Genomic DNA, 8,393 nt, shown 5'->3' with positions numbered 1-8,393 from the left:
GTTGGGCGAGACAGGTGGCGGGCATCCAGCGCCACCAGGCCCTTTTCCTTCTCGGGCTGGTAGGCGATGGCGGCGATGATGCCCACGCCCAGCCCCAGGCCGACATAGGTCTTGATCACGTCCGCATCGGTGGCCTCAATGGCCATCTGCGGCTGGATGCCGGCTTGCCGGAAGGCCTGGTCGATGTGGCCGCGGCCGGTGTAGCCCAGCTCGTAGGTGATCAACGGTTGCCGGGCCAGGCGGGCCAGGGTCAGCGGCCGGCCATCGTCCAGTGGGTGGCCCTTGGGCACCACCACCAAGTGGGTCCAGGTGTAGCAGGCCAGCGTGAGCAGCTGCGGGTGGCGCGACAGCGCCTCGGTGGCGATGCCCACGTCGGCCTGACGGTCTTTCAGCAGCCGGGCCACCTGCTCGGGCGAGCCCTGGTGCAGGCGCAGCGACACCTCGGGGTGCAGGGCGCGGAAGGCCATCACCGCGCCAGGCAGCGCGTAGCGGGCCTGCGAATGGGTGGTGGCGATGGTCAGCTGGCCGGACATGGTTTTCACATGGTCCTGGCCAGCGCGCTTGAGCGATTCGGCGTGCGAGAGCATGCGCTCCACGATGGGCAGCATGCGCTCACCTGGCTCCGTCAGTCCGGTCAGCCGCTTGCCGGCACGGCTGAACAGCGTGAGCCCCAGCTCATCCTCCAGCTCGCGGATCTGCCGGCTCACGCCGGGCTGCGAGGTGTGCAGCACCTGGGCCACCGTGGTCAGGTTGTAGCCCTGGCGGGCGGTCTCGCGCACGGCACGTAATTGCTGAAAGTTCATGTGGCGGCCCCTGATTCCTCGTTCATCAAGGATCGATTCTGGGCAGCCCACCCCGGCTTGCGAAGGAAGGAATCCGAGTGAGATCAGCAGCGCGGCGCATATGGGGCTGCTTCATCGGAACGCCATGCGCAGCAGATCCGTGACGTCGTGCACGAACCCATGGGCGCCGTCGTGAACAGCAGGGCCAAGCCACTGCTGAAGGGGCGTGCGAATGCCGTCGAGGCGCTCCGCAAGGCACTCTTATATAATTCTCTGAACTATTCGCAGAAGATTCAAGTGAGCGCCACCAACCGTCGATCCAACGCCGAGCTGTCTCAGGAGATCGAGCGGCAGCTTCGGTACGGTCATCGCACTGCTGCGCAGCTCATTTCCGATCGGGGAATCAGTCAGCCGACACTCTCACGAACCATTCAGAGTTTGTCGCGCACGGTGACGAGTTTTCGTGTCACGGGGGTTCGCACGCCGATGTACGGGCTTCTGCGCCCGCTTCCCATGGGCCTGAGTGCACGCCAGCGGATCTACCGGCACCTGCGCGCAGGCAACATCGCGCCGTTTGCCGATGTCGAGTTCCTGGCTGGCGGTGCCACGGTCGAGCGGATCGGCGACGTGACGCGCCTCTATGAAGGCTTGCCGCCCTACATGCTTTTCGCTGCACCCTCCGGCTTCCTGGGGCGGCAACTGGCTCATGAGGCTGCGAGCAACCAGGCGTTTCCGGCCAGCCTCAAGGACTGGCATGACGACCATCGGGTGGCCTACCTCTTCACGCAGGGCCTGAACCTGCCCGGCAACCTGATCTTCGGCGATGCCCCCCTTGAAAAGGAGCTGGCCTTCTTGGCCGTCCCTCCAACGCCGGCCGAAGGCAAGATCGACCACTACGTCGGCATGGCCACTGCGCTGCGGGGGGCGGCCTATGGCTCCAGTGCGGGTGGCGAGCAGCCCAAGTTCCTCTGGCTGACCCAGGACACCGGGCATGTCATCGTCAAGTTTGCCAAGGTCGGCAGCCGCATGGGCGAGCTCCTGCCGCTCGAACACCTGGCCCTCCGGTCCCTGGCCGAGGTGAGCGTTCCCGCGAGCCGCACGCAGCTGCTCGCGGGAGGGGGTTATGTCTTCCTGGAGGTGCAACGCTTCGACCGCATCGGCTTGAAGGGCCGGGTTGGCATGCTGTCAGCGGGCTCCGTCGACGACGAGTTCTTCGGCATGCGAGATTCCTGGTCCGAGTTCGCCGCACGTTGCGCGCAAGCGCGCTACCTCACGGCCGAGGACGCCAGGCACATCGATGTCATGGCTGCCTTCAGCGAGCTCATCGGCAACAACGACCGGCACTTCGAGAACATCTCGCTGCTCATCCGCGAGGATGGTGAGTACCAAGGCGTCGCGCCGGCCTACGACATTCTTCCGATGCGCTACGCCTCGCTGGGCGGCGGCGTGGACCCGGACCTGACGCCCATCGAGCCCAAGGTCGGCACCATTGGCGCCCAGCCCGAGGTGTGGGCACGCGCGGCCGCGGCGGCGGAACGGTTCTGGACGGCGGCGGTGAGCGAGGATCTGTCGGTTCCTCTGTCGCAGGAGATGCGTCAGATCGCCCATGAGAATCTGAGGGTCGCCAGGGCCTTTGTGGCGCCGCTCCTTCCGCGCTGAGGTCGGCGGGTGCCGCCCCCGGCGCCCCTTCCCAGCCGACGACAATCGCCCCATGAACGACGACGCATCCCCGCCCGCACCGCCACCGGCACAGCCACGCAACCCCTTGCACGGCCTGACGCTGGAAGCCATCGTGACGGCCTTGAGCGAGGAGTACGGCTGGGAAGGCCTGGACGCGCGTATCCCCTTGCGCTGCTTCGCCTTCGAGCCCAGCGTCAAGTCGAGCCTGAAGTTCCTGCGCAAGACGCCGTGGGCGCGTGAGAAGGTCGAGGGGCTCTACCTGTTCATGCTGCGGGAACGCAAGCGACAGACCCGCCCCTGAGCACCGTTCAGACCCCGGTGAAGCTCACCGGACGTGCCGTGTCGGCCCTGGCGCTGGCCCGGGTGGCCAGGCCGCGCACGGCGGCGGCGGGGTGGGCCGCGGGCAGTCGGTCGCCCTGACCGAACAGCTTGTGCCGCAGCGTGCCTTCGTCATAGGCGGTGCGGTAGCGGCCGCGGGTCTGCAGCTCGGGCACCACGTGGTCGATGAAATCGGCCCAGGTTTCGGGCACGACGATGCGGCTGAGGTTGATGCCGTCGATGTCGCCTTCGTCCAGCCAGCGCACCAGCGCGTCGGCGATCTGGCTGCCGCTGCCCACCAGGGTGGGGTAGCGGCTGCCCAGGGTGAACTGCCGCAGCAGCTGGCGGCGGGTGGTCCAGCCGCGCTGCTGGGCCGTCTGGCCGGCCGACTGGATGGCGTTGGAGCCGCTGTAGTCGATCGGATCGTCCAGGCCGTAGCGGGCGAAGTCCACACCGGTGCTGGCGGCGAAGTGGGCCAGGCCGGCCTCGGGGCTGGCGTAGCGTTGGTATTCGTCGTAGCGGTCCCGGGCCTCGGCCTCGGTGGCGCCGGCCACGACCGAAAGGGCCACGAAGATCTTCACGTCCTCGGGCCGGCGGCCGGCGGCCACCAGGCTCTGGCGCAGCCGGCCCGCGGTGGCGCGGGCGGCGGCGGGGTCGTTGGCGGCAATGAACACGCACTCGGCATGCTCGCCGGCAAAGCGCTGGCCGCGGCCCGAGGTGCCGGCCTGGTAAAGCACCGGCGTGCGCTGCGGCGAGGGCTCGCACATGTGCACGCCCTGCGAGCGGTAGAAGGGGCCGTCGTGGGCGATGGCATGCACCTTGGCCGGGTCGGCGTAAATGCGGCGCGCGCGGTCCTTGCGCACGGCGCCGTCTTCCCAGCTGCCTTCCCACAGCCGGTAGCACAGGGCCAGGAAGTCGTCGGCCTGGTCGTAGCGCAGGTCGTGGGCCACCAGGCGCTCGTGGCCCAGGGCGCGCGCGCCACTGTCGATGTAGCCGGTGACGATGTTCCAGCCCAGGCGCCCCTGGGTCAGCTGGTCCAGGGTGCTGGCCTTGCGGGCAAAGGTGAAGGGCGTCTCCGCGCTGGTGCTGGCCGTCAGGCCGAAGCCCAGGTGTTGGGTCACCGCGGCCATGGCGGAGACCAGCATCCACGGGTCGTTGGCCGGCAGTTGGATGGCCTCCTGCAGGGTCAGGTCCAGGCCACCTTGGTAGACGTCGTAGCTGCCCACGATGTCGGCGATGAACAGCCCGTCGAACAGGCCGCGCTCCAGCAGCCGGGCGATGTCGGTCCAGTGGCCGAGGGTGTTGTAGTCGGTGGAGCGGTCCCGCGGGTGCGTCCACAGGCCGTGGTGGATGTGGCCCACGCAGTTCATGTTGAAGGCGTTGACCCGCAGTTGTTTGGGTGCAGACATGGCTCAGAGCGCGCCGTGGCGCGGCGGAAGGCGGTCGTTGAGGAAGAAGTTGCCCACGGCGTGGTACTTCCAGCGCACCGGGTCGTGCAGGGTGTGGGTGCGGGCGTTGCGCCAGAAGCGGTCCAGGCCGCGGTGGTCCAGCGTGGCGGCGGTGCCGCCCAGCTCGAACAGGCGGGTGGACGCGTCCAGCGCGGCGGTGGTGGTCTGCACCCGGGCCTCGGCCACGGCGATGGAGGCTTCGGCCACGCTGCGCTCGCCCGGCGCCGCCTGGGCCGCGTCGACGAAGCGTGCGGCCCGACGCAGCAGGGCCTCGGCGGCGCGCAGCTGCACCGTCGTCTCGCCCACCTGCTGGATGAGCAGCGGGTCCTCGGCGGCGCGGGCCACCTTGGCGTCGATCCAGGGACGGGCATGTTCCCGCACAAAGGGCAGGGTGGCGGCCAGCGCGGCGCGGGCCACGCCCAGGTCGATGGCCGCATGCAGCAGCTGGGCCACCGGGCCGATGGTGGTGGGGCGCTCGAAGGAACTCTGGAAGGGCACCACCCAGTCGGCTTCGACCCGCACGTGGTCGAAGGCCACCGAGCCGCTGCCCGTCACCCGCTGGCCGAAGCCGTCCCAGTCGTCGGTGATGTCCACGCCCTGGGCATCGCGCGGCACGAAGGCCAGGTACTGCACGGGCCGGCCCGCTTCCTCGGCCACCACCAGGGTCGGGATCCAGTGCGCGTAGACCGCGCCGGTGCAGTAGAACTTGCGGCCCTGGATGCGCCAGCCGTTGCCATCGGGGATCAGCCGGGTGCGACGCTGGAAGTCCTTGTGGCCGATCTCGGCCAGGGCGTTGCCCAGGCGCCGGCCGGCCAGCACCTCGCCGTAGAAGAAGCGCTGCTGGGCCGGGCTGCCGCCCACGCGCAGCACCTCCAGTGCGTAGAAGTGGTTCTGCGGGATCTGGCCCAGCGAGCTGTCGGCCTCGGCGATCAGCGCGGTCACTTCGGCCAGGGTGCCGGCCGACACGCCGGCGCCGCCCAGGGCCTTGGGCACGGTGATGGCCCACAGACCGCTGGCCACGAAGGTGTCCAGCTCGGTCCAGGGCAGCAGGCGCTCGCGGTCACGCTCGGCGGCACCAGGGGCCAGTTCGGCCGCCACGCGGCGGGCCACCGCCAGCGCCTCGGCGTCAGTCTGGATGCGGTGGGGCGCCTGGCGGGGGGCGGCGGCGGGGGCCGGGTGGCTGTCCACCGGCACGGGTTCATACAACAGGGTCATGGTGTGAGGCGCCGCGGTGGTTCAGTTCCAGGAATGGCGGGCCGGCAGCACGCCGTTGAGGCGGTGGTTGCCGATGAGGTGCAGCTTCCAGCGCACCGGGTCGTGCAGGGTGTGCACGCGGGCGTTGCGCCAGTGGCGGTCCAGGTTGTGGGCAGCACGGGTGGCGGCCGAGCCAGCCAGCTCGAACAGCTTTTCGCTGGCGGCCAGCGCGATGCGGGTGGTCAGCACCTTGGCTTCGGCCACGGCCACCGAGGCGCGGCCGCTGGATTCGGCCGTCACCGGCGCGGCGGCGACCTCGTCCAGGGTCTGGGCCGCCTCCAGCAGGATCTCGTGCGCGGCGTGCAGCTCGATCTGCAGTCGGCCCACCTCGCCGATCAGGTAGGGGTCGTCCACCGCGCGCTCCAGGCCGGAGTCGACCCAGGGCCTTGCCTTCTCGCGCACGAAGGTGAGCGCATCCTCCAGCGCGGCCTGGGCGATGCCCTGGTCGATGGCGGCCTGGATCAGCTGAGAGCTGGGGCCGTACAGCCCCGGGCGCTCACCCAGCGGCCACAGGGGCAGCACGTCCTCGGGCAGGATGGGCACGTCCTCGAACACCACGCTGCCGCTGGCCGTGGTGCGCTGGCCGAAGGCCGACCAGTCGTCGACGACGCGCACGCCGCGGGCCGTGCGGGGCACCCACACATGCACGGCCCGCCCCTGTTCGTCCACCGCGCGGGTGGGGATGCGGTGGGCAAAGATGGCGCCGGTCGAGTAGTAGCGATGGCCCGTCAGGCGCAGGCCGGCTGGTGTGTCGCGCAGCGTGGTAGCGCCCTGGGTGATGGTGGGGCTGGCCTGGGATTTGCGCTCGGGGCCGGCATTGCCCAGGCGCCAGCCCGCCAGCACCTCGCCGAACAGGCGCTGTTTCTGGGCTTCGCTGCCCGCCTCCTTCAGGATGCCCAGCACGCCGAAGTGGTTCTGCGGGATCTGGCCCAGGGCCGGGTCGGCCGCGCAGAGGGTGACGAAGACCTGGGCCAGGGTGGTGAAGGGCAGCCCGGGGCCGCCGTAGGCCCGGGGCACGGTGATGCTGCCCAGGCCGCTGGCGGTGTAGGCCTCGATCTCGTCCCAGGGCAGGCGGCGTGTGCGGTCGCGCTCGGACGCGCCGGTGCGGAACTCGGCGGCCAGGGCCTGGGCAGCATCCAGGGCCTCTTCCGTCGTGTTCAGGCGGCGCGGGGGCGAGGGCGGGCGCGGCAGGCGGGTGGCGTCAGCGGTGGCGTGGTCGGCGGGGTCGCCCGCCCGGGGTGGCAGCAGGGTGTCGGTGCTCATGGTCTGTCAGAAAGTTCGTTGGGGTCAGCGGCTGCGCAGCCAGTGCACCAGGCGGTCGCCGCTGAACTGCACCAGCGTGACCAGGGCGATGAGGATGGCGATCACCAGGACCATGACCTGGGTGTCGAAGCGCTGGTAGCCGTAGCGGATGGCCAGGTCGCCCAGGCCACCGGCGCCCACCGCACCGGCCATGGCCGAGGAGCTGATGAGCGCGACCAGGGTGATGGTGAAGCCGCCGACGATGCCGGGCAGGGCCTCGGGCAGCAGCACATGGCGCACGATGTGCCAGCGCTGGCAGCCCATGGCCTGGGCGGCCTCGATCAGGCCGGGGTCCACCTCGCGCAGGCTGACCTCGGCGATGCGGGCAAAAAAGGGCGTGGCGCTGATGGCCAGCGGCACGATGGCGGCCCACACACCGATGGTGGTGCCTGCCACCAGCCGGGTGAAGGGGATCAGCGCGACCAGCAGCACGATGAAGGGCGTGGCCCGAAAGCCGTTGACCACGCTGCCCACCGCGCGGTGGATGCGCGGCGCGGGCCGGAAGCCGCCGGGCGCGGTGGCGATCAGCAGCACGGCCAGCGGAATGCCGGCCAGCAGGGCGAAGCCACCGGAGACGGCCACCATCTGCAGCGTGTCCAGCAGGGCGTCCAGATAGGTGTCGACGTCGAGCGAGAGTTCAAACGACATGACCCAGCTCCTCGATGTGGTGGGCGATGGGGTGCGGGCCGCTGGTCAGCGTGGGCAGCGGCGGCAGGGGCAGGGCACCGTCCAGCGCGATCAGCAGCCGGCCTTGGGCATGGCCCTGGATGCGGTCCACCCCGCCATGCACCAGGCGCACCGGTTGCTGCAAGGCCTGGCCGATGGCGGCGAAGTCCGGTTCCAGGCCGTTGGCCCCGGTGTAGCTGAGCTGCAGGATGCGCTGCGAAGGCGTGCCCAGCGGCGGCGGCCCGGCTTGCAGACGGGCCTTCAGGTCGTCTGGCAGCTCGTGCTGCAGCGGGGCCAGCAGGGCGCGGGTGGCGTCGTGGCGCGGCTCGCCGAAGACCTGCCACACGGGGCCGTGCTCGGCGATGCACCCTTGTTCCAGCACCAGCACCTCGTCCGCGATCTCGCGGATCACGCTCATCTCATGGGTGATGAGGATGATGGTGATGCCCAGCCGCCGGTTGATGTCCTTGAGCAGGGCGAGGATGGACTGCGTGGTCTCGGGGTCCAGGGCCGAGGTGGCCTCGTCGCACAGCAGGATCTCGGGCCGGGTGACCAGGGCGCGGGCAATGCCCACGCGCTGCTTCTGCCCGCCCGACAGGCGCTGGGGGCGGGCGTGGTGCTTGGCCTCCAGGCCGACCAGGGCCAGGGCTTCGTTCACCCGCGCCTCGGTCTCGGCCCGCGGTACGCCGGCCACGCGCAGCGGCAGGGCTACGTTGTCCCACACCGTCTTGGCCGACAGCAGGTTGAAGTGCTGGAAGATCATGCCGACCCGCCGGCGCAGGGCCACCAGGCCCCGGGCGTCCAGCGTGGCGATGTCCACGCCGTCGACCCGCACGCGTCCTTCCGTGGGTTGCTCCAGCCGGTTGATGGTGCGCAGCAGACTGGACTTGCCGGCCCCGCTGCGGCCGATGATGCCGAAGATGCGGCCGGGCGCGATGTCCAG

The 8,393-nt window shown here is 70.3% G+C and carries 8 protein-coding genes; 2 read left to right on the top strand and 6 right to left on the bottom strand.

The features are described from left to right. Positions 1–803, bottom strand: an 803-nt coding sequence (locus I73_RS22450; protein WP_022982671.1) for a LysR substrate-binding domain-containing protein, incomplete at its 3' end; no start/stop codon positions are given. 159 nt (positions 804–962) lie between these two features. On the opposite strand from I73_RS22450, the gene I73_RS29905 reads away from it, so the two are divergent. Together I73_RS29905 and I73_RS22440 are read left to right on the top strand one after the other, a co-directional pair. Beyond that, positions 963–2,441, top strand: a complete 1,479-nt coding sequence (locus I73_RS29905) for a HipA domain-containing protein (RefSeq protein ID WP_083876999.1) — start codon at positions 963–965, stop codon at positions 2,439–2,441. A 52-nt stretch (positions 2,442–2,493) separates the two neighbouring features. After that, on the top strand, positions 2,494–2,763 hold the full coding sequence (locus tag I73_RS22440) for a VF530 family DNA-binding protein (protein WP_026097090.1): 270 nt from the start codon (positions 2,494–2,496) through the stop codon (positions 2,761–2,763). A gap of 7 nt (positions 2,764–2,770) precedes the next feature. Here I73_RS22440 and I73_RS29900 read toward each other — a convergent pair whose 3' ends face one another. From I73_RS29900 to I73_RS29895, 5 genes are all read right to left on the bottom strand, one after another. Further along, positions 2,771–4,189 (bottom strand): LLM class flavin-dependent oxidoreductase, encoded by a 1,419-nt coding sequence (locus I73_RS29900; protein ID WP_022982668.1) that lies wholly within the window; start codon positions 4,187–4,189, stop codon positions 2,771–2,773. Positions 4,190–4,192: 3 nt separating this feature from the next. Continuing rightward, positions 4,193–5,443: an SfnB family sulfur acquisition oxidoreductase gene (locus I73_RS22430; protein WP_022982667.1), complete on the bottom strand. Its 1,251-nt coding sequence runs from the start codon at positions 5,441–5,443 to the stop codon at positions 4,193–4,195. Between the two features lie 21 nt (positions 5,444–5,464). Next, positions 5,465–6,745: an SfnB family sulfur acquisition oxidoreductase gene (locus tag I73_RS22425; protein WP_022982666.1), complete on the bottom strand. Its 1,281-nt coding sequence runs from the start codon at positions 6,743–6,745 to the stop codon at positions 5,465–5,467. A gap of 24 nt (positions 6,746–6,769) precedes the next feature. After that, positions 6,770–7,432: a methionine ABC transporter permease gene (locus I73_RS22420; protein WP_022982665.1), complete on the bottom strand. Its 663-nt coding sequence runs from the start codon at positions 7,430–7,432 to the stop codon at positions 6,770–6,772. Then, the coding region (locus I73_RS29895) for a methionine ABC transporter ATP-binding protein (RefSeq protein ID WP_040501329.1) at positions 7,422–8,393 on the bottom strand (972 nt) is incomplete at its 5' end. The genes I73_RS29895 and I73_RS22420, both read right to left, overlap by 11 nt.

The organism is Ideonella sp. B508-1 (assembly GCF_000333615.1).
GTDB lineage: Bacteria > Pseudomonadota > Gammaproteobacteria > Burkholderiales > Burkholderiaceae_C > Ideonella.
Note: the sequence above shows the minus strand (reverse complement) of the source record. Positions and strands in the feature narration are given on the sequence as shown.